This is a genomic window from Paenibacillus sp. LjRoot153, assembly GCF_964253085.1.
Lineage (GTDB): Bacteria > Bacillota > Bacilli > Paenibacillales > NBRC-103111 > Paenibacillus_E.
In genome coordinates, this window is record NZ_CAXUQH020000001.1 from 319,151 (window position 1) to 340,889 (window position 21,739).

Here is a 21,739-nt window from a genome sequence, read left to right on the forward strand (position 1 = left end):
GTTTAATCAGGTATTATTGCTTGCCTGCGACGGACCGAATGATAAACGCTTACTGATAGCCTTAGAGATGACGTAAATCAGTAGAGGGAACAAGACATAATAATAGGGATCCCACCACGCGCGAATATCGAGTATTTCACTATTTTTTAGGACAAGCGTTAGGATATAAAAAGATGCTGTCAGCATACAAAGATTGATCCATCCTTGCTTCCATCGGAGCTTCACCAATGTGATGACGATGAGGGTTGCGAATACATAATAAATGGCTGCAAAGGCGGTTGTATCGTGAGCAGGGTCGGTAAACCAGCCAGGATGATAGAATCGGTTTTGGAACACCATGATCGGGATGATATGGAAGGTTCCGAGGAATGGAGCGGTACACATAAAAAGTAATAGCGAGTGAAGCCATCCTTTGAGGGGTTGTAATAGGTCAGAATAGATCCGTTTGGCTACCATAAAGTAAATAGGAAGCCCAAGGGAGGTATACTCAATTCGCCACCAGTATAGCGTATAGATATGCAGCTTGACGAACAGCCATTCCACACCCGCAAAGAGCCCGATAAAGACGATTTTCCAAAACCAGCCCAGTTGAAACGTCGTTAAGAAGGTTGCTGCGGCGGGGACAGCAAACATATTGGAGGTCAACGCTCCAATATTGCTATCATAGTAAGCGAAGCTTTTGATTATTTTAGGGTGATACTGATAACTACCTAAATAAATATAAATGACAGTTTCAATGATGTAAGCGATTTGCACCATGATCAGAAAATGCAAAAAGCTTCGGATCGTATTTTTTCTGAAGCATATGTAAGCTAGCAGGGATAAACTGATCAGGCTCAACCCTATATACCAATAGGAGTTGTGACTCAATAGAATATTCTCCTTTTCGACAAAAGAGATTTGTTATTTTAAGGGTATTATGCCTACCTATGATGAAAGATATGAGGGGCTAAGTAAATCACAAATGGTTCGTCGCATCACATCGGGCATTTGTTGTGTTCCTGGACGAACTATGTTAAAATACTTATGCTAGTTGTATAAGGCAAAGAATCGGCAATTGGGGTGCTAATATGTTAATCTTTATGAAAATTTTGTTAATCATAGCTTCGGTTGGATTAATCGCGATTGTCCTTTTACAAAAAGGGAAAAGCGCAGGCTTGTCCGGTGCCATTTCCGGTGGCGCAGAGCACTTATTTGGTAAACAAAAAGCTCGTGGTTTGGAACTATTTTTGTCCCGTGCAACAATGGGTCTTGCTGCTGCATTCTTTATTCTTTCTATTGTCGTAGCATACGTAGTGAAAAGCTAACACACATAAAACGATAACAGCAGGAGAACTATACTCCTGCTGTTTTTTCATTTTAAACGCGTATATAGGATAGACGGATTGGTATGGGCATGTGCTGGAGAAACTAATCTCCATCTAGGAAGAGGAGTCATGTGCGTATACCAAAACGCCGATTCGGATGCGCGAGAAAGCCAAGGGAGGCTGATGTGCTCTGAGTTTATCCTTTCCTTAGAAGTGGCATACTATGGAGTGAGGGAATCGGGTACGGCGATCGAAGAGCTTGGCTCAACAACAACAAGAAGGTGAAGAGAGTACATGATAAAAGAGAATGAAATCGTAAGTTTGATGCAAGAAGAGGCGTATAAGCCTATGTCCTATAAAGAGCTTGAGAAGCATTTCGGGATTGGCAGCGCAAATGAGTTTAAAGATTTTATAAAAATGCTCAATCAATTAGAAGAAAGCGGTCATATTGTACGAAGCCCAAATGATCGTTATGGCGTTCCTGAACGGATGAATTTGGTGCGAGGCAAGCTGCAAGCCCATGCGAAGGGTTTTGCATTCTTAATTCCTGAGGATCGTGAGCACCCAGACGTATACATTAATGCGCACGACCTGAATACCGCGATGAACGGTGATATCGTATTTGTGAAAGTCACATCGCGCAGCCAAGGCGGCGGCCGTCTAGAAGGCGAAGTTGTACGTGTGATTACGCGGGCGAACTCGCAGATCGTTGGTGTTTTCCAAAGCCAAGATACGTATGCCTTCGTCATTGCAGATGATAAACGGGTGACAAGAGATATTTTTATCCCGCAGCATGCTTTTATGGGAGCAGTTTCTGGACAAAAGGTCGTTGTCAAAATCGTGAACTACCCAGAGGGACGATCAGCGGCGGAAGGTGAAGTGATAGAGATTCTGGGTCATAAAGATGATCCAGGTGTCGATATTTTGGCTATCATACGCAAACATCAATTACCAGAAGCGTTCCAGCCAGAAGTTCTGGCGGAAGCTGATGCAGCACCAGATTCGATTACAGAAGAAGAAATCATCGGGCAAGGTCGTCGTGATCTTCGTGCGAAAACCATTGTAACCATCGATGGTGAAGATGCGAAGGATTTGGATGATGCGGTAAATGTGGAGTTGTTGGAAAATGGTAACGTTCGACTTGGCGTGCATATTGCCGATGTAAGCTACTATGTGCGGGAAGGTACGGCACTTGATATTGAGGCTTACAACCGCGGATGCTCCGTGTATTTGACCGATCGTGTGATTCCGATGCTGCCGCACCGTTTATCTAACGGGATTTGTTCGTTGAACCCGCAAGTAGACCGGCTGACGATGTCTTGTGAGATGGAATTTGACCAAGATTTAAAGGTTGTTAATCATGAGATTTTCACCAGTGTAATCAAAACAAAAGAACGAATGACGTATACGAATGTACGCAAGCTGCTGACAGGCGAGGCAGAGCCAGAAATCGTGGAGAAATATGCGTATTTAATGGAAGACTTCAAACGTATGGAAGAACTAGCAGCTAGGCTTCGTTCTAGACGGATGAAGCGCGGCGCGATTGATTTCGACTTTGAAGAGTCCAAGATCCTTGTAGATGCTGAGGGTAAGCCAACCGATATTGTCAAAAGAGAGCGCTCTGTCGCTGAAATGATGATTGAAGAGTTCATGCTAGCCGCGAATGAGACGGTAGCGGAGCATTTCACTTGGCTGAAAGTGCCATTCCTGTATCGGGTGCATGAAGATCCGGATGCCGAGAAGTTGATGAACTTCATGGAGTTCGTGACGACCTTTGGTTATGCGATGCGTGGCGGTAAAGGTGGGGCTATTCATGCGCGTTCCTTGCAGGCTCTTCTTGAGGATATCAAGGGATCGCCGGAAGAGACTGTGATTAGCAAAGTGATGCTGCGCTCGATGAAGCAGGCTAAGTATGATGCACAGAGTTTGGGACATTTTGGCTTAGCGGCTGAGTTTTATTCCCATTTCACATCACCGATTCGTCGTTATCCGGATTTGGTTATCCATCGAGTTATTCGTGAGGTGTTGGAGAACGGTGGAACTCTTTCAGATAAACGTCATGATTATTTAGCTTCGCGTATGAACGATATTGCCCAGCAGTCCTCCGAGCGTGAGCGTGTTGCTGTTGATGCAGAACGTGATACAGAGGCCCTGAAGAAAGCACAGTACATGCTGGATAAAGTCGGGGAAGAATTCGAGGGTATTATCTCGAGCGTAACGGGCTTCGGTATGTTCATTGAGTTGGATAACACGGTTGAAGGGTTAATTCGCTTGAGTGATTTGACGGATGATTACTACAACCATCATGAGAAGCAGCATGCGTTAATTGGCGAGCGGACTTCCAAAATTTATCGGCTTGGTGACAGTATTAAGGTGCGAGTTGCACGCGTGAGTATGGAAGATCATACGATTGATTTTGAATTGCTGGATATGAAACCTCGCAAAGAGGGTGGCTTTAACCGCGGTGGCGGCGGCCAGTTCAAAGGTGCAGGCGGGTTTAAAGGCTTCCGCGGTAAGACGGAAAATAGCAGAGCCGATAAAGGTAAAGGCCGGTCAGAAAAGGGCAAGGGTGGATACAAAGGGAAGGGTGGCTTCGCGAAGTCGCAACCTGTGGTTGGGCAAGGCGAGAGCACCAATAAGAGCGATGCTTCTGGGAATCAGGTAAACCGTGGAGACGCTGGGACAGGTCAAGGGAAGAAGCGTGGGCGTGCCGATAATGGTGCGGCGCGGCGGATTGAAATGGCCGCTCGCGGAGCTGCTGAAGGCGCTGGTGGTACAGAAGGCGCGGCAGGAACAGAGCAAGGGCGTAGAAGATCTAGGGGCAAAGGTCGAGGCCAAGGTCAAGGACAATGGCAAGGAAATGGCCAAGGTCAAGGTGAAGCTCAAGGTCAAGGTCAAGGCCAAGGAAGAAGAGGTCAGGGTCAAGGTCAAGGAAGAGCTGAGGGCTTTGCTGGAAGTGGAGATGGCAAAGCAGAGCACATTGCTGGTATTGGCGTGGGAGAAGGCCAAGGTGGAGCTTTCCAAGGCAATGCAGCAGGCCAAGGGAAATCGCGTCGTGGCAAGGGTGGTACTAAGCCTTGGAGCGATAAGCGCGAAAAAGGCGGAAAGATTGGCGAAGGCGGCAGCTTGCGCCAGCGGTTGCAGTCAGTCGGCGCAGGGCGGACTGACAGTGGTGTTGGCCGCGGCGGCGAGCGTGGCCGTGGGGTTTCGCTTGGGGGCGAAGCCCAAGCGGGCGGTGGCGGTGGCGCTGCTGCGGAGCGCAGCGGCATGGATTGGGCGAGCGGCGTGAACGCGCTCGCCAAGGGTAGTCGTCGCCGGAGCGACGACGGCGATGGTAGCAAGAAGCGGCGGAGATAGTCGCCGCTTCTTGCTTTTCGGGCTTGATCTTGCTACAATAGGTTGCACATTGTAGCAAGATTTACCTGCATTTTAGCGTGCGGGAGGAGGATCTCACGTGGCAACTAAAAAGGCTGATGGCAAATTACTCGCCCAGAATAAAAAGGCTTCACACGATTATTTCATTGAAGATACGTATGAATGCGGTCTTGTCCTGACCGGCACGGAGATCAAGTCCTTACGGGCAGGTAAAGCCAACATTGGCGACAGCTTTTCGACGATTCGGAATGGCGAGGCTTTTGTACACAATATGCATATTAGCCCTTTCGAACAAGGTAATCGCAGCAATCCGGAAGATCCTACACGGACGCGGAAATTGCTTCTGAAGAAAGTGCAAATCGCCAAAATATTAGGCCAGGCTAAGCAAGAAGGGTATACCGTCGTTCCACTGAAGGTGTACATCCGAAATGGCTACGCGAAGCTTCTTATTGGCATTGGTAAAGGGAAGAAACAATACGACAAGCGTGAGTCTGCTGCCAAGAAAGATGCACAACGCGATATTCAACGCGCATTGCGTGAGAAGCAAAAGATTGCTAGATAGCTTGGATGTATTGGAAGGTAACACCTTATCTTCCATGAACCTAGTGTTCATATTTCATCTACTTATGGTATACTAATAACTGTAACGAAGAGATTTCAAGTGTAACTTGGCTCTACAGCTTGTCCTTTTAACCTTCACCGTCTCTGACGGTTACGAAGGCAATCCGGGGGTGTTCTTGGATTCGACGGGGATAGTTTGAGCGCGGGTTGCGGGTAGTGGGGCCGCGTCCACTATAAAACGCTAAAGCCTATTAAATGGCAAACAACAACAACCTTACGCTTTAGCAGCTTAATAACCTGTTAGCGTGCTTCTACTCAGCATCGCCCATGTGACTGGGATAGGGGCTCAACTATAGTGGGATACGACGTTTGGTCTCCGCCTGGGGTCGGACGTAGGAAGACAATCAGGCTGACCCAACGCATAGCCGGTTACGGGGCGCTGCTCGGGTGACATCAAAACTGTGACTACACCCGTAGATGCCTGTGTGGCAATATTTTCGGACAGGGGTTCGACTCCCCTCACCTCCATACAAAGAAGAAAGCACCCGTTGAGGGTGCTTTTTCTTTTGTATGTATGGAACGGGAGTTGAACCCCTCGAGGGTTCGCCCGCGCAGACCGTAGCGTAAGCGGAGGGAGCACGGCATTGAAATGTACCGCTAGGGTAGTCATCGGTGAGTAGGCTTCGATAGTAGGTTAGATGGACATTTCAATACTCCCCTCACCTCCATACTAGTACAGAAAAAGCACCCTTTGAGGGTGCTTTTTTCTTGTGCTTGTATGGGCGAGATTAGGTGTTGCCCCCTATATACCCATTTATTGAGGCACTTCCCTCTTCAACGCTGCACGTGCGCGATGTCCCAAAAAGACCAAGGCACAAGTTCCCGCAATTATACTCGCAAAACCTGCCAAATATAGTGAATACTTAAACCCTTGGAGGAACATCTCTGGCATAAGTTCAAGACTAGATGAGTCAGTGCGTTGTGATATCAATGTGCCGGATAAGGCGACACTAAAAACCGCGCTTAATTGGCGAAACGTGTTCGTGACACCATATGCAGCGCCAACAGGTTCAGGAGGAACCGCTTCGATCAGAGCTATAGTTGAAGCGGCTCCTATGAATGATACACCGATACCGACGAGTGCAAGGGCCCAGCAATACGTAAGATAACCGCTCCCCTCCATGAGTGCAGTAAGGGAGAGGACACCGACGCCTACTAGGAAGGTTCCCCAAATAATTAGCTTCAGGTATCCGAAGCGGGAAGCGACTGTACTACCTACGAAGGAGGCCACCATAATACTGATTGTTAGAGGTAGAAATCGGATACCGGTCCCAAGTGCAGAATAATGATTAATGTTTTGAAGGTATAACGTTAATAGAAAAATGACGGTATACATGCCAAAAAATCCAAAGTAATTTACGGAGCAGGCGACATTGAAAATACGATTTTGAAAAAAACAGGTGGGATAAGCGGCACCTCACATCGTAACTCCCACCATACAAAAAGAATGAAACAAATAATAAACGCCCCAATAGAAAGCAGGATAGGTATAGAAATCCAGCCTAGGGAATTACCCTCAATGCAGGCAAAGGTGAGAGCAGCAATTCCAACAATAAATAAGATTTGTCCAGGCAGATCATGTTTCTGCTTTCGTATCGTCCCTGTTTCTTTTAAAACTAAGACTAGAACGATTGCTGCAATGAATCCTAATGGTATGTTGATCCAAAAGATACTCTGCCAGCCGAAATGCTCGACCAGCAGGCCTCCCACAACAGGTTCAACCGCTAAAGCCAATCCTCCTACACCTGCCCAAATGCCAATCGCCCTCGCTCTTGCAGTAGAATCGTGATAGATCCCTCGAATGATCGCCAATGAGACGAGAATCATCATGGACCCCATAATTCCTTGCAGAGCTCTTCCCAACAAGAGAATACTAATCGAAGGGGCAAGTACGCAGACCAGTGAAGCTAAGGTAAACCCCACCAGTCCAGTAATAAAAATTCTCTTATGACCATAAATATCCCCCAGGTTCCCAGCAGTCAGTAGAAGGCAGGCGAAGGTAATCGTATAAGCGTCAATGACCCACTGTAAACTGGAGATGCCGACCTGCAGATCACTGCGGATCGAGGGAAGAGCGACATTAACAATCATCGAATCCAAGTAAACCATAAAGATACCAAAGCAAATAAAAAGCAAAACAATGCTGCGGTTGTGAACCGGAGTGGTCGTCTGTACCGCATCCATTCGGATCATCCTTTCCTTCACATAGCCTCTATTTCCGATTTGGCAGCAATCGTGTCGCTATGCCAATTCGATTCCAACTATTAATGGTGTTTATGGCCATAAGCAGCACCATGAATTGTCGCTCATCAAATTCTTTTATCACCTGTTCATACACTTCATCCGGTACACCTGCATCTGCGATTAGAGTCACTGCTTCGGTTAATGCCAATACGGCACACTCCCTCTCAGTATAAAAAGCGACCTCTCTCCATACTGGAAGCAAATAGAGACGCTGATCCGTCTCGCCTAGCTTCAGTAAGTTTTTCGTATGAGAGTCAATGCAGTAAGAACAGCCGTTTATCTGAGACGACCGCAGCTTGATTAACTCGTATAACTTTGCATCTAATCCGTTGCTTTTAACAAACTCTTCTAGCTTTAACATCGTTTCTGTTGCTTCAGGACAGGCTTTGTAATAATCAAATCGGGTATTCATCATAATCTCCTCGTTTCTTATCATTTTGGTTTATCGTGTTCTAGACAAGTGACGATAACTTTTCGTGACAAAAAAATTGTTGCATAAAAAAAATCCACAACAGCCTATTTCTGACGAACCTGCACATATGGAAAATTTTTCTTTCCGCTGATATACTAGGTCTGCATCTGTCTATCCCTATAGCTATTTTCCATGTATAAAAATAAACTATCGCCACTCATTTAATGTTGGAGGGGATAGATCAGAAAGGGGAATATTGTGACAATACATTTCCAAACGCTCTATGCCACCTATTATTCATATCTGAATTCCGTGGCGTACCATATGCTGGGGTCAGTTTCGGATGCGGAAGATGTTGTTCAGGAACTATTTTTGGACGTTCACGACAAGCTGGATCGGATTGAACATCTGAAGACGTATCTGACGCGTGCTACGACGAATAGGTGCCTAAATATATTGCAATCAGCTAGGAAGAAGAGGGAGGTATACCCAGGAACATGGCTACCGGAACCAACCTCCGAAGTTTGGCAGCAACCGAATCAATTGGCGGAGCAGCGTGAATCGCTATCGTACGCCTTTATGATTATGCTTGAGCAGTTGGAGCCGCTGGAAAGAGCTATTATCGTAATGCGGGAGGCTTATGATTATCCGTATGCCGAGATTGCCCAAGTGTTGGACAAATCAGAGGTAAACTGTCGTAAAATCTATAGTCGTGCTAAAAAGAAACTGGACCCGGAACGCTTAAAAACACCAGTCAGCCAAGGGCAGCAGGCGTTGCTCGTTGAACAGTTTGTGACTGCGTTTCAAAAAGGAGACTCGCACACATTAGTTCGATTATTGAGGGACACTTCGATACTGGTATCTGATGGCGGCGGGAAAGTTAGCACGGCTATCAACCCGATCTATGGCAGGGAGAGAGTGGTGTCCTTTTTAGTTGGGGTTTCCGCCAAGCGGTATACGCACTTGGCGTATAAAATGACTATCTTGAACGGGCATCCAGCTGTGGTGTTTTATGAGAAAGAGACGCCAGTTTCTTTGCTTATGCTGGAAATGGAATCGCGGGGTTCGCATTTTCAAAATGTATATTTCGTTATTAACCCAGATAAAATTCGGCTAGGGCATTACTAATTTTCATTTGTGTTAGTTGAAAATAGGAGGGGGAGAACTTCTAGAATAAAATTAAGGGGGAGTTATCTTGTTAAAAAGAAAAATACTTTCCGCTTTTTTTTCTTCAAGTTATTTCGTTTTGTTTCTCTCATTTCTAGATGGTTATAATGAATTGCAAAATGATACATTTGGGTACCTTGCCAAATATTTGGTTGGGAATGTTAATCTACTCACTTTATACCTTCGCAATTGTATTTGTATATGGTATTGCTGTGTCGGTGTTAATAGAAAACTTACTCAATAAAGCTAATATGAAGATAATGAGGTTGTTTTCAGGAGTCTTACATATACTTTTAGGTGCAATAGGTGGTTTAGCGTTTATGAATGTAAGGACATTAGTATTTGGAGGGGTTGTTTCTTTACTTTTTTTCATAGTTGATGAAGTATTAAAAAAACACCTTCGAGCAAGAAAGACACTAGCTATCATTTCACTTTTTCCATTATGCTTTGTGTTATTTAGCATTCTTCTGTATCACCCATATTGGAAGCAGGAAGATGCTAAGTTCTCTGCGAGTCAAGCAGCCCAGTTTGCAGTGTCATCCCAAGGAACGTATAACTCTCTTTTTCCAGATGAGTTAAACAAAGTCATCCAAACACTACATGAAGGTTATGTGGTGACTCGATCCACTGATGTTGAGAAGATAGGCAACGGAAATTATAAGGTTAAGCTTATTGAAAAATGGCATAAGACAGGTGCAAGTGGTGAAAGAATCACTCTTTATCATGTTCAGAGAAAGGAAGGAGGTACTTCGTCCAATGCTGCTGGTTCAGTTGGAGATACTATTCCATATAAATACTAGGTACACTTTTCTATTCTTTCCTACCTATGAATCTATTATAAGAGACATGAAATACAAGCGTGGGCCGTCGACATCGCCAACGAGTGGATGGAGTACACCCGCGTAGCGCAGTTGGTTTTCATTCCGATGATCTTTGTTTCACCGCCTCTCCTAAAGGGTAATAAGTAGAAAAAGCATCATATCCTTCAGGAGGTGTTCCACTATGGAAGCAAACAACACGTTTCACGAAGCTGAGGAGGAAGTTGTCCTACAAAAGCAAGGCAACGCCTTCATCCTCAGCACGCTGTCAGGTACGATCGGCGAGATTACTTACAGGCTGGTCGATACCGATACCTGGGTAATTGATCATACCTACGTGGACCCGCGCTACCGTGGTCGTCAACTGGGTAAACAACTCCTGGACATGGTCGTCCACGAAGCCCGCGATAGAGGACGCAAGATTATCCCTTCCTGCTCCTTCGCGTTGGAGGAATTCAAGAAAAACGCCACGTATGCCGATGTTTGGGATAATGATAAATCGGCGAGCGAGTTCTCCGACACGTATAGCTCAGGCAGCGCCATAATGAATCCATAGGGATCGACACAAGCAGGCTAGCGTCCGACAGGATGCAGGCCTGCTTGTATTTTTTATGGATTCAGGATGACTTGGGGTAAATCTTCATAGTTGCTGAACTCTGCAGTCACACGCAGATGATTAGGTCATTATTGCTGATTTATCATCGAATCTTTGGTCTCCGACCAAAGATCCCTATATAGGGTATGGCTGGTTTGAGGTTGGATTGTGGCTTGCGAACGCAAGGTGGCTGCCGATTCATGTTTAGATGTATAAACTACAGCTAATTTGCTCGAATTAGACTTACTTTCGTAATTAAATGGAAAAAATACATTTAATTTGTATGAAATTTAAAGAATCGAGCAAATCGAAGGAATTTAACTACAGGAAATACAGTTAATCTTTCGAATTCGAGAAATCCGCTTCAAATAGATGGAGAAAATCCAGTTAGATTGTGGGAAGCAGGTTTATTACTCATCGGTCATTAACGAAAAAAGAGGCTGTTTCCAAAAGTCTAAATTGACTTTTGAGACAGCCTCTTGCAGGTCTTAGCTGTGTACATGTTATGCTATCGGCATTCCATCCTGATGATATGTCAGGCACAGCGCCGGCTTTAAAAGTTATTGCGATAGCGGTTGTTGGCGCTGTCTGTGCTGCTTACGTACCCGTAGTCTGGGCTATATGTATCCGCATTGAGCGACTTGTGGTCGCGAAAAATCCGATACGCCATATTGGCGCGTTCGGTGTCGCCGTCTACGAGCACGAGCACTTTGCCATTTTGAACATATTCGTCATAAAGCATCGCGTCTTTCTCGGGGATACCGAGTCCGATCAAGCCGCCGACCAGTCCACCTGCACTTGCCCCGACAGCTGCACCTGTTAGGGTCGCAACGATTGGACCTGCTACAAGGATGGGACCCAGCCCGGGAATCGCCAAAGCGCCGATGCTCACGAGCAGCCCCGTCACCCCGCCCAGTACGCCTCCTGTCGCAGCGCCTGTTGCAAGGCCTTCTTCCGCTTTGGTCGCGGTCGCTTCTTCGATGTGGTCCAGATCACCGCGGTTGCGGCCCACTACTGAGAGTTCCTCCGAGTGATATCCCTCTGCCTTCAATTGGTTGATAACGCGAATCGCTTCCTCTTCCGTGTTGAATACGCCGATAATATGTTTGCTCATGGTAATCCCTCCTGGAAAGTTGAGTGTTAGCAAGCCGCTCAGGCGACTGTGGCATATGGTTACTTACCCCAAATACCCTATTATTAAACAACTTTTATTGGATCGAAGTGAAAAACTTAATTTTCGACCGTGGGTGTTTCTTTCTATCTCTATAGGTGATTTTTAAAAGTGCAATCATTGCGATCTCTACACACAAACCTATATACTAGCTTTAGGAAGCGATGAGGAATGTCCATTATTTTATCTGAAAGGTGAGATAACCATGTCGATTGATTTATCCAAAGGTCAACGCATTGACCTAACCAAAACGAACCCAGGTCTAACCAAAATCATTGTAGGACTTGGCTGGGATACCAATAAATATAATGGCGGTGGAGATTTCGATCTTGATGCCTCTGCGTTTCTTCTTCAAGAAGACGGTAAAGCCAAATCAGCTGCAGATTTCGTTTTTTATAATAACCTCAAAGCCTATGACGGCGCTGTTGTTCACACAGGAGACAATCGTACGGGTGAAGGTGATGGTGATGATGAAAAAATCTTGATCGATTTCACTAAAGTACCAGCAGCCATCAGTCGGATAGGGATTACGGTCACGATACATGATGCACAACAACGCGGTCAAAATTTCGGACAAGTTAGTCACGCATTCGTAAGGGTAGTAAATGAAGCGAATAAGAATGAGATTCTTCGTTATGATTTGGGTGAAGAGTTTTCCATTGAAACAGCAGTGGTCTTCTGTGAGTTTTATCGATATGGAAGTGACTGGAAATTCCAGGCAGTAGGTAGTGGTTTCGCAGGTGGTTTGGCTGCGCTAGTTACGAACTATGGATTGAGCTAGAGATTGGCTTGTATAGGGTGGTTGCCTTCTGGTTGCCACCCTTAGGTTTACATCTCTTACAAAGAAGGGTGAAGTCAACATGGCCGTCGTAGCAGTTGTCAAAGGGCAGAAGGCAGATTTAACGAAAGTGCATCCCAACCTTTCCAAGTTGACTGTATGTATTGGCTGGCATGCGCCCGATCACATGGAGCTTGATGCTTCGGCCTTTTTACTTGCGCAGAACGGTAAGGTTCAGGGTGATGAAGATCTCATATTTTACGGAAACTCGAGCAATAGATTTATTACATACAAAGAGAAATCAGCGAATGAAAGAGAACTTCAGATCGAGTTGAATACGGTTCTACCCGCAGTAGACAAGATGGCGTTTACGCTGACTATCTATGAAAGCGAAGCCAAACGACAAAATTTTAGTACGGTCAATAACGTCTATATCCGTTTCATAAATCAAGCATCAGGGCAAGAAATACTTCGATATGACTTGGGAAATCATTTCTCCATAGAATCGTCGATTGTTATAGGAGAATTATATAGATACAACGGTGAGTGGAAGTTCCATGCAATCGGTGCTGGATACGCGGGTGGCCTTAAAGCACTTTGTGAGAGCTATGGTGTTGTTGTAAAAAATGATCAGCCAACGGTAAAAGCTCAAGAATTTCTAGTTGCACCGCCTGAACCGAAACCGGAAAAGGGGCTACAGATTAATCTTTCCAAAATTGAATTAACGAAAAAGGGGGATAAGATTAACCTCGAGAAGAAATCGGGCGGTCTAGGGGAAATCTTAATCAACCTGAATTGGAATCAACAACCAGCAAGCAACCGTGGCTTCTGGGGGGAATCATCTAGCGGGATCGATCTTGATTTAGCCTGTCTCTATGAACTTAAGGATGGCAGAAAAGGGTTAATTCAGGCGCTAGGAAATACATTTGGATCCCTTACGCGTGAACCTTATATAGCTCTTGATGGTGATGATCGAACAGGTTCGGTTAAAACCGGAGAGAACATTCGCATTAATGGAACCAAGCTTGCAAATTTCAAACGGATACTCATTTTCACCTTCATTTATGAGGGTGTGTCGAGATGGTCAGAGGCGGATGGCCTTGTCACGATTAAACAAAATGGCGGACCTGACGTCATTGTTAAACTCGATGAGCACGACAACGATCTCCCGATGTGTGCCATCGCTTTGATTCAAAATGTGAAAGATGAAACGTTGAGTATTGAACGAATCGTACGGCATTTTAAGGGACATCCCGAAATGGATCAAGCCTATAACTGGGGGTTAAGATGGGTTGTAGGAAGCAAATAAGTCAAGTCATGACCTACGAAAAGGGTATCGTTCTGGGAGGTTCCGTCCATGTTAGAATTCTCTTTTGAAATCATGTCAGATTCTAATATTAACATCGAATATATCTATGGCAGCGAACTGTTCAAGTTAAATCTTTTTCTGAAAAATGGTTATTGGACAATCCACCCCTTTGACGGAATGCTCCTTCAAAATCGCGAGTTATGCAAACTCGTCATCATTGATTTATTCAAAAATAAATATTTTCAAATCATGCTTGCCAAAGAAAACATTGCTTTGTCGAGTTTAAGAACATCGATTGAATTGGATCCATCGAGAGAGCCTGAAGGATTAAATCCTGCCGAGCGTAGAGGGGGCAGACGGGAAGATCCTATTGATGAAACAGAAGAATTTATTGGCAATCATTCCATTGAGGAAATTATCCAGATCGAGCATGATTTGCTTGAGCAAAGAGTTACCTTTTACGCAGATTTGTTGAAGAAAATGTTTATGGACAACTATGGTCCTGGAGATTATGAGTTTGATAAGGTGCAATCCCTGCTACGTATATTCAAGGAGTCACAAGGTAAGATGATCGAGCTTACGAAGACCAAGTAGTCGAGATGAGTTATTAGGAAATAGACCTCACCTGCCACAAAGTGGTCAAGGAGGTCTATTTTTTCGTGTTTTTATCACCTCTTTACATACGGGAGCAAGAAAAGAGAAGTTTAGTCAAAAATGTCATATATCTGCCAAATGGTATCTTACAAGAGAATTCCCTTTTTGAAAAAATGTCTAATAGACGGCGTAACCAGCCAAGTCCTACACTTAGTACACGGGCCAATCGTACCAACAGGTATGAGCTGTATGGGTCATCGTTATGGATTCTGTTTGGCGGGGAGGGGAAGAAAGAGCAGTTCTGAACAATGGCAGAAAGTGATTCTCAGCATATGCAAAACCTTGCACGATGAGGAATTTCCGAGAGTTATCAAGATCCGCTCGCAGCTCAAACAGAAGGAGTGAAATTAAAAAAATGCGAAATAGCAGGCAATGGAAAAAAGTCGTTTCGATACTTCTTGCAAGCGCTCTCTTAATACCGAACTGGTTGGTGGCGTCTGCCGCTGTGGGTAACAATGGGGACGAACTGGATAGTGTTTATTATAGTGATTTCGGCGATTCAGTCGCACCTGATCCCGTCAATTGGGGATTTGTAACAGCGAATGCTACGGTATCGATTAATACATATGAAGTGATGGGGAATAACACCCCGATGCTGCAGTTCACCCAGACGAACCAAAGCGGGGGGCGCGTAGCGACCAAGAACTTCGGTACTTCGGTTAAAGGCAGCCAAATTCTCGTTGAATTTGATTGGTATCCTGGCAAAGTTAATGATAAAGCTGCGAGCAACCCTAGTGAAAACGGCGGGGAGTTTAGAATCCTCGATAGCACTGGCAATACGGTATTTACATTAAACAATACCAATCATGCACCTTTGCAATATTTTGCAGGTAAGCAGCCTGCCGCTAGTACGGGTATTACGAATCCTCAAGCGTGGTATAAGGTAGGGATTAATCTTGATGTGGAAAATGAGGTCGTCAAATTTAAGCTAACCGACAAAGCTGCGGGTACAAGTCAAGAATTCACGTCATCGTTGAATGGTGTAGCTTTTGACGGTTCAGTCGCTTCGGTTAAATTGGTGGGCATGCGGACCTCTGGCAATAATATTGCTTGGACGACATACCTTGATAACTTTGGTGTTTATCATAAGCCTATTCCGGATAATCGAATTACGAAAGTAGATAAATTATCCTATCACACTGTGTATGTAGATCAAACTACGTCGGATATCCATTCCATTGGGTTACCACAATCGGTTAGCGTTACTATTGCAAATAATAGTAAGGTAACCGTGCCTGTAAGTTCATGGGTTAGCGTTGGCAAGCCATGGAATCCTCAAGAAGCTGGCGTTTACACGTTTAAGGGTGAACTTGCAGTTCCTGCGAGTTTGGAGAACGGTTTTGGCAGATATGCAACCCAATATGTATACAACCGTCTTACACCGCCAGATACGGCAAGACAGACAGAGTGGCTGGACAGAGGTGTTATCGCTTTAAAATCAAATGAGGGCATATTCGTGAGCTGGCGTCTGCTTGCAGATGAGTATGAGCGCGATGTGACATTCAATATTTACCGTAATGGGCAAAAGCTGAATACGTCACCATTGTCTGTTACCAATTATGTGGATACAGCTGGCGTCCCTGGTGACGCCTACGAAGTGGAGACCCTAGTTAAAGGGGCGCGAACGGATAAGGAAGAAACGACAGCGGCAGCTAACGACTATCTTTCCATCCCTATGCAAAAGCCTGAAGGAGGAACTACGGCCACAGGCAGCTACACGTATAGTGTCAATGACGCTGGTGTAGGTGATTTGGACGGTGATGGGGAGTATGAGGTTATCGTGAAATGGTACCCTTCCAACGCCATTGACAGCTCACAAAACGCGATGACGGGGCCGACGATTTTTGATGCTTATAAAATGGACGGGACACTATTGTGGCGGATGAATATGGGGCTTAACCTCACATCAGGAGCCCATTATCATCAATTTATTATCGCGGATTATGATGGGGATGGCAAAAGCGAGTTCCTCATTAAAACGGCAGATGCTACGACCGTCTATGGGGTAACCGATGGGAAATTCGATAGCAGCAAAGTGATTAGCGTCATTGGCAATGCCGCGGATAATGGCAAATGGGTGAATGAGTTTGGCCATATTTTCGGTGGACCTGAGTACATTTCTGTGTTCAAAGGTGAAACGGGTAAGGAAATCGATACCATTGATTATGCATTTCCACTGGGTGATGTAGCTTCCTGGGGAGACACTTGGCATAACCGTTCGGATCGTTTCCTTGCAGGATTGGCATATTTGGACGGTAAGAAACCGAGTGCCATTTATGGCAGAGGCTATTATGAACGGACAACGTATGTGGCCTATAGCTTAGTGCATGGCAAGCTCAAAGAAGAGTGGACCTTCGACTCCGCTCAAGCGGGGAGAGGGGCAGGCTTAGGATTCCACAATCTGGCCACAGCGGATGTTGATAATGATGGTTTCGACGAAATTATCGCAGGATCGTTGACGCTGGATCAGGACGGCAGCATTCTGTATGAAATGGATGGTGAGATGCAGCGTGAACAGGGTTCACATGGTGACGCGCTTCATGTAGGGGCGTTTGATCCAGCTCGTGAAGGTTTGCAGGTCATGGCGGTACATGAAGTCCCATCCGTTGCATCGGTAGAGCTCCATGATGCTGCAACAGGGGAAACACTGATGTCCTATAATGGTTACGTGGATACAGGACGTGGCTTGGCGGCTAATATTACTGCAAGCCCAGGCTTTGAGTTCTGGGGGACAGGTGGAACAACGCCAGCGTCGGGCGGAGGTATTTACAACGTACAGGGGAAGGTTGAAGCCGATAGCTTTAGAACGGCAGGCGTATCTGTTAACTTCTCTCTTCTCTGGGATGGGGATTTATTAAATGAGTTGCTGGACAATACATCGATTACGAAATTTAATCCTAGCACGAAGAAAGCTGAGCCTTTGAAAAGCTTTGCAGACGTAGTGAGCAATAATGGAACGAAGGCGACTCCGACTTTACAGGCTGATATCCTAGGAGACTGGCGTGAGGAAGTTCTTTTGCCTACCACAGACAGCTCAGAACTGAGAATCTTCAGCACGACGATTCCTACGGAATACCGGATTTATACGCTGATGCATGACCCGGTTTACAGAAATGGGATCGCATGGCAGAACACAGCGTACAATCAGCCGCCGCATTTAAGCTTCTACCTCGGCGAAGACATCAAAGAGACTGTTCTGGCAGGCGGACTGCAAGCGCCTAAAGTCGATTACACTGACAAGCACCATGATAAAAAGCCGAAGAAACCGAAAGATCCAAAAGACCCAAAAGACCCCAAGGATCCAAAAGATCACGAATGATGGAAAACCCCGCTCATGGAGCGGGGTTTTCTCATTGTTTACAACGTCTACATATGATTACTCCTTGGCGTAACCGTGCCTTCACAAACAGAAACTCAACACGACCGTAATATCGGTCTCCGTTAGATCAATATGTCCGTGTTCGTTTCGGTTTAATTGATACCCGTTCTCCTCGATCCCCTTACATATACGGAATAGCCGATATTCATCCATTTGGATTAGCTTTGCGAAATGTGCTAGATACATGGGCTTATCATTTAGAGAAATCATCTTACCTACCTACTCTCTGTCAGGGTTATTTGCGACTTAGAATTAAATTAACAAGAATGGGTTAAAAAGTATCAGGAAAATTGTCGTCGACAGGTTCAAAATAAGGATTGTTTGATAGTTTGTCACAAACCGTGGTCAGGCAGTCAAAGGTGAACTGAGACAACAACAAAAGACCATCGCATCATAGCGACAGCCTACTTACATAAATCTATTTAAGCATGTACGAATTGTTTATCTACAGAGCCACGATGTACACCGTTTCGACCGTTCCTTTTGGCTCGGTAAAGGGCCTTGTCACACGTGGAGTAAAGCTCCTCAATATGCGTCTGCTCATCCGGGATGAACGTGAGAACTCCTAAACTGATGGTATAGGAGAGCTTTAATCCAGGAACAAGAGCTCCTTCTGCGGCTTGTCTAAGTTTCTCGGAATAAAGCGAGGATTCCGCTTCATCCATTCCTGGTACGATGATAGCAAATTCGTCTCCGCCGTATCTGGCGAAAAGATCATTAGCGCCGAGCTGTTCCTTCATTCGTGTTGTGAGGTCGACAAGCACCTGATCTCCGGTATCATGACCGAATGAATCATTAATGGACTTGAAATTATCAATATCAAAAAGCAGTAAGGTGATTGGCTTTTGTGTCTTTGCATAAGCGGCAATGTATTGATTGGTACGTGTGATGAACGTCCTGCGGTTCAGTGTACCCGTCAAATCATCATAATTGGCCAGTCGAAGCAGGATTTGGTCTGTTTGTTCTTTCATTAAGAGAATAAATCCCGTGTTTCCTGCAATCATAACGAAATATTGGGCTAGCAGCATCATGGTTTGATTGCCGTTAAGATGGTAATAGCTCATCAGTGTGTCGAAGAATATCGCACTAACGACTCTAATCAGAAGAACTGCAAGGATCGTTAGATAAAAATAGCCAATGACCTTGGTTAGTGTAGATGAGGTTTGACTTCGAATCATTCTGAATGCCGGAAGTAGGAGTCCAGCAGCTACTGCAATGGAAACAAAGATAATTCTGAACTTCTCTTCGTTGGAAAATAAAAGGATGCCATGAAAGCCGACAATATTGAAAATGGTCAGCGCGATATACATATTTCGTCCGAACCTGCTTAGGGCATTCTGAATCTTCAGGACGGATATGGTTTCTAATGTGTAGCCGATTAACAGCAAGGAGTTCACCAGGGATACTGTAAGTGTATCTGATAGGCCGCCACGAAGAATTAAGATCAGCCACGCAGCGGCTTGAAAACATTTTGCATAGAAAAAGTATCTGATTGTGCTTTCGTTCTTATGTTGACGCCAGTAGGCGATAATGAGTACGGCTGTAAATAGGTGGCCGATGACCAGTGTCAACAGGATAGTTTTCATATCTAAAAGTAGATCCATTTTGAACCTCATCTGACTGTTGGAAGTATTGGATGTTCTCAAAAAATGTCGAATACCAATACTTTACCATAAAATGCTGTAAATTTCTGCTAACGATAATTTTCGAGTCGATTCGACTGCACAAACCAAATATTTCTTGAAATATATGGAACAAGTGTGTCACTATAGACCTATATAGACACAAATTGGATGATGGTGATTTGGGATGAAGTATTCGGGACGAATCGTTATAATTTCGGTCGTTATAGTCACGATTGTAGCCTTAAGAACCTATGGTACGATGTATTATAATTTTCCCACTCTTCAGTTTCCTGTCGCTGGCGTATTCATTTTATTGGCAAGTTGGGTACTAGGCACGCAATATGATCGATTGAAGTTCCTCTCTGAAAAGGATAACCTCACAACGCTGTATAACAGAAGATTCATCCTGGAAGCCTTTCCTAAGCTTATTTCTTCGGTGGAGCGCAGACGAGGACAGTTGATTTTATATTTCATCGATGTAGATAACTTTAAATTAATTAATGACTCTCGCGGGCACAAGATCGGTGATCAAGTTCTGCAGCGCATCGCGAATGTCTTACTGCTCGATTTACAGAAAAAAGATTTAGCCGCACGGTGGGCGGGGGATGAATTCTTGATTCTTTCGGCTTCTACGGATGCGTCCAAGAAAGCAGTGTTGATCAGTCATATTCAGAACGAATTGATGTTAGCTTCGAGAGAGTTCAATTTAGAAATATCCGTATCGATCGGAACGGCTGTATATCCTGATGAGGCGCGGAGCTTGGATGATTTACTACATGCAGCAGATCTCGATATGTACTCGTTAAAATCAGATAGAAAAAATACGAACATTGTGGTTGAGAGCCATTAAATAGAATCAGATAGAGCCTGTCACTTGAGTATGGTGACAGGCTCTTTTCTTTATGTCGGAGTGGAAGTGGAGTTTTTGTTCGCGGAATAGCTTTTTGGGAAGCAATTTATTAATCGTATTTTATAAAGCCCGCATCCGATTATTTCTTGGATTGTGTTCGACTTCCGCAAGACCGAGTGCCTCCATTAATGGGGGGACATACATGCCGAATCTTCCGCGGAAACCTTTCTTCAAGCCATACCAACCGCCAATTGGGTTTTCAGGAGAGCGACCCCAAGCTTCAACCGTACCTTCTTTGGCTGGCTTCTGCTCATCAGCGCTGCCTAGCTCGATCCAATCTCCATGCTGCTTGAGCATCGCGTGCAAGTCATCAATACAACGGTAGTCGTAATGCAAAACGGTTTTGCCTACTGTGCAAACAAGGATAGCCTTGCCATCTTTTTCGTCTTTATACATTTCATATTCGGAGGTTAGTGGGGGCGTTTTTAATGGCCATGGATTTTCTTTCGTACCGATCACTGTCGACATTGGTATGACTCCTCTGATTTAGTATTTGAACTTATGTACAGAATATATCAAATGAGGAAACACTACAATCACTTTAATTAAGTTGACACTTAATTAAGTATATGCTAAATTAATGTCATGATAGATAAAGCCATTCAAGCGATAACGGAGCCTAGGCGCAGAGATATTTTACATCTTGTCCGTGATGGAGAGCTGACCTCCAGCGCGATTGCGTCACATTTTGACGTATCAGCACCAGCCATATCACAGCACCTGAAGGTGCTCGAAGAAGCAGGACTCGTTGTTGTGAGACGAGACGGAACCAAACGATTTTATGGCATAAGGAGGGAAGGGTTCGCTGAGTTGATGATGTATATCGAGAGCTTCTGGGACGACAGCTTGCTGCGCTTGAAGGAAGCCGCGGAAGAGGAGGAAAGGAGAAAACATGACGCCAATCAGTAGCAGCGACACGATTAAGAAAGAAATTTTTATCGAATGCCGTCCAGAGACGTTGTTTTCATTTTTTACGGATCCTGAGAAATTAGTTCGTTGGATGGGACGCCACGTACTGCTTGATCCGAGTATCGGGGGCAAGTATCGCATTGATGTGAATGGCAGCGACATTGCGATGGGGGAATATAAGGAATTGATTCCGAACGAGAAAATCGTGATGACGTGGGGCTGGGAAAAATCGAAGTTGGTTCCGCCGGGGGCCAGTACGGTTGAATTTAAACTGACGCCGAAAGATAACGGGACGCTTTTGGAATTAACGCATTATGATTTGCCAGCAACCGAAGTTGCTTCACATGTACAAGGATGGACACATTATTTGCCTCGTATTCAAGCTATTGCACAAGGCCAAGATCCGGGTGTCGATCCTTGGTCAGAGCAAGCTATGCATTAAACATTGGAATACCATAAAAATGA

At 44.9% G+C, this 21,739-nt stretch carries 22 protein-coding genes and 1 other RNA gene; 15 read left to right on the forward strand and 8 right to left on the reverse strand.

Annotation, left to right across the window (positions count from 1 at the left end; all coding sequences use genetic code 11):
- Positions 1–6: 6 nt before the first annotated feature.
- On the reverse strand, positions 7–870 hold the full coding sequence (locus tag ACSQ8P_RS01455; protein WP_436233571.1) for a hypothetical protein: 864 nt from the start codon (positions 868–870) through the stop codon (positions 7–9).
- 200 nt (positions 871–1,070) lie between these two features.
- On the opposite strand from ACSQ8P_RS01455, the gene secG reads away from it, so the two are divergent.
- The 5 genes from secG (at position 1,071) to ssrA (ending at position 5,774) form a co-directional block, all read left to right on the forward strand.
- A complete protein-coding gene (gene secG, locus ACSQ8P_RS01460; protein ID WP_056611230.1) occupies positions 1,071–1,307 on the forward strand; it encodes a preprotein translocase subunit SecG in 237 nt (78 codons plus the stop codon).
- A 129-nt stretch (positions 1,308–1,436) separates the two neighbouring features.
- Positions 1,437–1,592 (forward strand): hypothetical protein, encoded by a 156-nt coding sequence (locus tag ACSQ8P_RS01465; protein WP_436233572.1) that lies wholly within the window; start codon positions 1,437–1,439, stop codon positions 1,590–1,592.
- 9 nt (positions 1,593–1,601) lie between these two features.
- The gene (gene rnr / locus ACSQ8P_RS01470; protein WP_436233573.1) at positions 1,602–4,664 is read left to right on the forward strand and encodes a ribonuclease R; all 3,063 of its coding nucleotides are present in this window, start codon (positions 1,602–1,604) and stop codon (positions 4,662–4,664) included.
- A gap of 97 nt (positions 4,665–4,761) precedes the next feature.
- Entirely contained in the window at positions 4,762–5,244 is a 483-nt protein-coding gene (smpB, locus tag ACSQ8P_RS01475; RefSeq protein WP_028555549.1) for an SsrA-binding protein SmpB, read from the forward strand.
- A gap of 165 nt (positions 5,245–5,409) precedes the next feature.
- Positions 5,410–5,774: a transfer-messenger RNA gene (gene ssrA / locus ACSQ8P_RS01480) on the forward strand.
- 283 nt (positions 5,775–6,057) lie between these two features.
- Here the strand turns inward: ssrA and ACSQ8P_RS01485 are convergent.
- The 3 genes from ACSQ8P_RS01485 to ACSQ8P_RS01495 are packed head-to-tail and all read right to left on the reverse strand — an operon-like array spanning position 6,058 to position 7,959.
- Positions 6,058–6,639: an MFS transporter gene (locus ACSQ8P_RS01485; RefSeq protein WP_436233574.1), complete on the reverse strand. Its 582-nt coding sequence runs from the start codon at positions 6,637–6,639 to the stop codon at positions 6,058–6,060.
- Positions 6,640–6,659: 20 nt separating this feature from the next.
- Positions 6,660–7,487 (reverse strand): MFS transporter, encoded by an 828-nt coding sequence (locus ACSQ8P_RS01490; protein WP_436233575.1) that lies wholly within the window; start codon positions 7,485–7,487, stop codon positions 6,660–6,662.
- Positions 7,488–7,515: 28 nt separating this feature from the next.
- Positions 7,516–7,959: a carboxymuconolactone decarboxylase family protein gene (locus tag ACSQ8P_RS01495; RefSeq protein ID WP_436233576.1), complete on the reverse strand. Its 444-nt coding sequence runs from the start codon at positions 7,957–7,959 to the stop codon at positions 7,516–7,518.
- A 258-nt stretch (positions 7,960–8,217) separates the two neighbouring features.
- Between ACSQ8P_RS01495 and sigJ the strand changes: the two genes are divergently transcribed.
- The 3 genes from sigJ (at position 8,218) to ACSQ8P_RS01510 (ending at position 10,500) form a co-directional block, all read left to right on the forward strand.
- On the forward strand, positions 8,218–9,087 hold the full coding sequence (gene sigJ / locus ACSQ8P_RS01500) for an RNA polymerase sigma factor SigJ (RefSeq protein ID WP_436233577.1): 870 nt from the start codon (positions 8,218–8,220) through the stop codon (positions 9,085–9,087).
- 176 nt (positions 9,088–9,263) lie between these two features.
- Positions 9,264–9,926, forward strand: coding sequence for a hypothetical protein (locus ACSQ8P_RS01505; protein ID WP_436233578.1), 663 nt, complete (start codon positions 9,264–9,266; stop codon positions 9,924–9,926).
- A gap of 202 nt (positions 9,927–10,128) precedes the next feature.
- On the forward strand, positions 10,129–10,500 hold the full coding sequence (locus tag ACSQ8P_RS01510; protein WP_436233579.1) for a GNAT family N-acetyltransferase: 372 nt from the start codon (positions 10,129–10,131) through the stop codon (positions 10,498–10,500).
- Between the two features lie 592 nt (positions 10,501–11,092).
- On the opposite strand, the gene ACSQ8P_RS01515 is transcribed toward ACSQ8P_RS01510, so the two are convergent.
- Positions 11,093–11,653 (reverse strand): general stress protein, encoded by a 561-nt coding sequence (locus ACSQ8P_RS01515; protein WP_436233580.1) that lies wholly within the window; start codon positions 11,651–11,653, stop codon positions 11,093–11,095.
- A 262-nt stretch (positions 11,654–11,915) separates the two neighbouring features.
- On the opposite strand from ACSQ8P_RS01515, the gene ACSQ8P_RS01520 reads away from it, so the two are divergent.
- From ACSQ8P_RS01520 to ACSQ8P_RS01535, 4 genes are all read left to right on the forward strand, one after another.
- On the forward strand, positions 11,916–12,491 hold the full coding sequence (locus ACSQ8P_RS01520; RefSeq protein ID WP_436233581.1) for a TerD family protein: 576 nt from the start codon (positions 11,916–11,918) through the stop codon (positions 12,489–12,491).
- Positions 12,492–12,570: 79 nt separating this feature from the next.
- Positions 12,571–13,797, forward strand: coding sequence for a TerD family protein (locus tag ACSQ8P_RS01525; RefSeq protein WP_436233582.1), 1,227 nt, complete (start codon positions 12,571–12,573; stop codon positions 13,795–13,797).
- A 48-nt stretch (positions 13,798–13,845) separates the two neighbouring features.
- The gene (locus ACSQ8P_RS01530) at positions 13,846–14,391 is read left to right on the forward strand and encodes a hypothetical protein (protein WP_436233583.1); all 546 of its coding nucleotides are present in this window, start codon (positions 13,846–13,848) and stop codon (positions 14,389–14,391) included.
- Positions 14,392–14,806: 415 nt separating this feature from the next.
- Complete coding sequence (locus ACSQ8P_RS01535) at positions 14,807–17,770, forward strand: rhamnogalacturonan lyase (RefSeq protein ID WP_436233584.1); 2,964 nt, start codon at positions 14,807–14,809, stop codon at positions 17,768–17,770.
- 81 nt (positions 17,771–17,851) lie between these two features.
- Here ACSQ8P_RS01535 and ACSQ8P_RS01540 read toward each other — a convergent pair whose 3' ends face one another.
- Together ACSQ8P_RS01540 and ACSQ8P_RS01545 are read right to left on the reverse strand one after the other, a co-directional pair.
- Positions 17,852–18,016 carry a hypothetical protein gene (locus ACSQ8P_RS01540; protein ID WP_436233585.1) on the reverse strand — a complete coding sequence of 55 codons (165 nt, stop codon included), beginning with the start codon at positions 18,014–18,016 and terminating at the stop codon, positions 17,852–17,854.
- Between the two features lie 236 nt (positions 18,017–18,252).
- Positions 18,253–19,416, reverse strand: a complete 1,164-nt coding sequence (locus ACSQ8P_RS01545) for a diguanylate cyclase (protein WP_436233586.1) — start codon at positions 19,414–19,416, stop codon at positions 18,253–18,255.
- 223 nt (positions 19,417–19,639) lie between these two features.
- On the opposite strand from ACSQ8P_RS01545, the gene ACSQ8P_RS01550 reads away from it, so the two are divergent.
- A complete protein-coding gene (locus ACSQ8P_RS01550; RefSeq protein WP_436233587.1) occupies positions 19,640–20,305 on the forward strand; it encodes a GGDEF domain-containing protein in 666 nt (221 codons plus the stop codon).
- Positions 20,306–20,425: 120 nt separating this feature from the next.
- Here the strand turns inward: ACSQ8P_RS01550 and ACSQ8P_RS01555 are convergent, their stop codons facing one another.
- On the reverse strand, positions 20,426–20,833 hold the full coding sequence (locus ACSQ8P_RS01555) for a DUF6855 family protein (RefSeq protein ID WP_436233588.1): 408 nt from the start codon (positions 20,831–20,833) through the stop codon (positions 20,426–20,428).
- A gap of 117 nt (positions 20,834–20,950) precedes the next feature.
- Between ACSQ8P_RS01555 and ACSQ8P_RS01560 the strand changes: the two genes are divergently transcribed.
- Both ACSQ8P_RS01560 and ACSQ8P_RS01565 read left to right on the forward strand, forming a co-directional pair.
- Complete coding sequence (locus tag ACSQ8P_RS01560) at positions 20,951–21,274, forward strand: ArsR/SmtB family transcription factor (protein WP_436233589.1); 324 nt, start codon at positions 20,951–20,953, stop codon at positions 21,272–21,274.
- Positions 21,258–21,716: an SRPBCC family protein gene (locus tag ACSQ8P_RS01565; protein WP_436233590.1), complete on the forward strand. Its 459-nt coding sequence runs from the start codon at positions 21,258–21,260 to the stop codon at positions 21,714–21,716. Before ACSQ8P_RS01560 ends, ACSQ8P_RS01565 begins: the two co-directional genes overlap by 17 nt.
- Positions 21,717–21,739: the final 23 nt, after the last annotated feature.

What these genes read in the sequence shown, in the direction of transcription:
- secG (WP_056611230.1), top strand. Translation starts at nt 1,071, where the DNA reads ATGTTAATCTTTATGAAAATTTTGTTAATCATAGCTTCGGTTGGATTA.
- ACSQ8P_RS01465 (WP_436233572.1), top strand. Translation starts at nt 1,437, where the DNA reads ATGTGCGTATACCAAAACGCCGATTCGGATGCGCGAGAAAGCCAAGGG.
- rnr (WP_436233573.1), top strand. Translation starts at nt 1,602, where the DNA reads ATGATAAAAGAGAATGAAATCGTAAGTTTGATGCAAGAAGAGGCGTAT.
- ACSQ8P_RS01485 (WP_436233574.1), bottom strand. Translation starts at nt 6,639, where the DNA reads ATGTATACCGTCATTTTTCTATTAACGTTATACCTTCAAAACATTAAT.
- ACSQ8P_RS01490 (WP_436233575.1), bottom strand. Translation starts at nt 7,487, where the DNA reads ATGGATGCGGTACAGACGACCACTCCGGTTCACAACCGCAGCATTGTT.
- ACSQ8P_RS01495 (WP_436233576.1), bottom strand. Translation starts at nt 7,959, where the DNA reads ATGAATACCCGATTTGATTATTACAAAGCCTGTCCTGAAGCAACAGAA.
- ACSQ8P_RS01510 (WP_436233579.1), top strand. Translation starts at nt 10,129, where the DNA reads ATGGAAGCAAACAACACGTTTCACGAAGCTGAGGAGGAAGTTGTCCTA.
- ACSQ8P_RS01515 (WP_436233580.1), bottom strand. Translation starts at nt 11,653, where the DNA reads ATGAGCAAACATATTATCGGCGTATTCAACACGGAAGAGGAAGCGATT.
- ACSQ8P_RS01520 (WP_436233581.1), top strand. Translation starts at nt 11,916, where the DNA reads ATGTCGATTGATTTATCCAAAGGTCAACGCATTGACCTAACCAAAACG.
- ACSQ8P_RS01525 (WP_436233582.1), top strand. Translation starts at nt 12,571, where the DNA reads ATGGCCGTCGTAGCAGTTGTCAAAGGGCAGAAGGCAGATTTAACGAAA.
- ACSQ8P_RS01530 (WP_436233583.1), top strand. Translation starts at nt 13,846, where the DNA reads ATGTTAGAATTCTCTTTTGAAATCATGTCAGATTCTAATATTAACATC.
- ACSQ8P_RS01535 (WP_436233584.1), top strand. Translation starts at nt 14,807, where the DNA reads ATGCGAAATAGCAGGCAATGGAAAAAAGTCGTTTCGATACTTCTTGCA.
- ACSQ8P_RS01540 (WP_436233585.1), bottom strand. Translation starts at nt 18,016, where the DNA reads ATGTATCTAGCACATTTCGCAAAGCTAATCCAAATGGATGAATATCGG.
- ACSQ8P_RS01545 (WP_436233586.1), bottom strand. Translation starts at nt 19,416, where the DNA reads ATGAAAACTATCCTGTTGACACTGGTCATCGGCCACCTATTTACAGCC.
- ACSQ8P_RS01550 (WP_436233587.1), top strand. Translation starts at nt 19,640, where the DNA reads ATGAAGTATTCGGGACGAATCGTTATAATTTCGGTCGTTATAGTCACG.
- ACSQ8P_RS01555 (WP_436233588.1), bottom strand. Translation starts at nt 20,833, where the DNA reads ATGTCGACAGTGATCGGTACGAAAGAAAATCCATGGCCATTAAAAACG.
- ACSQ8P_RS01560 (WP_436233589.1), top strand. Translation starts at nt 20,951, where the DNA reads ATGATAGATAAAGCCATTCAAGCGATAACGGAGCCTAGGCGCAGAGAT.
- ACSQ8P_RS01565 (WP_436233590.1), top strand. Translation starts at nt 21,258, where the DNA reads ATGACGCCAATCAGTAGCAGCGACACGATTAAGAAAGAAATTTTTATC.